This window comes from Streptococcus sp. HMSC074B11, from assembly GCF_001808705.1.
Lineage (GTDB): Bacteria > Bacillota > Bacilli > Lactobacillales > Streptococcaceae > Streptococcus.
Genome location: NZ_KV794318.1, coordinates 47,358 through 47,617 on the forward strand (window position 1 = coordinate 47,358; position 260 = coordinate 47,617).

The following is a 260-nucleotide window of genomic DNA, read 5'->3' on the forward strand; positions in this document are numbered from 1 at the left end:
TGACTTCATTGGAAACTACTTTACGAGTTTTCTTACCATCAAGCTTGGTGACCTCGGTTAAGATAGTGCGTTCGCCTGTTACGCCTGATTGGATAAGGCGAATTTGACCCTTAAGCAAGTCTGGGTCTTCCTGATGAATAGTATCATAAGCAACAGCTTCTGTCGTAACTTCAAGTTCTGGTTTCACCTCGACCAAGTTTGGAATACCTTCACTTGGGATTGAGGTGGACTCTACCTTAGTGCCTACTGCAATGATTTCG

1 protein-coding gene is annotated in these 260 nt (G+C 43.8%); it reads right to left on the bottom strand.

The window, feature by feature from the left end:
• Window positions 1-260: G5 domain-containing protein (locus HMPREF2619_RS11445; RefSeq protein ID WP_186821515.1), on the bottom strand; the 260-nt coding region annotated here is incomplete at both ends.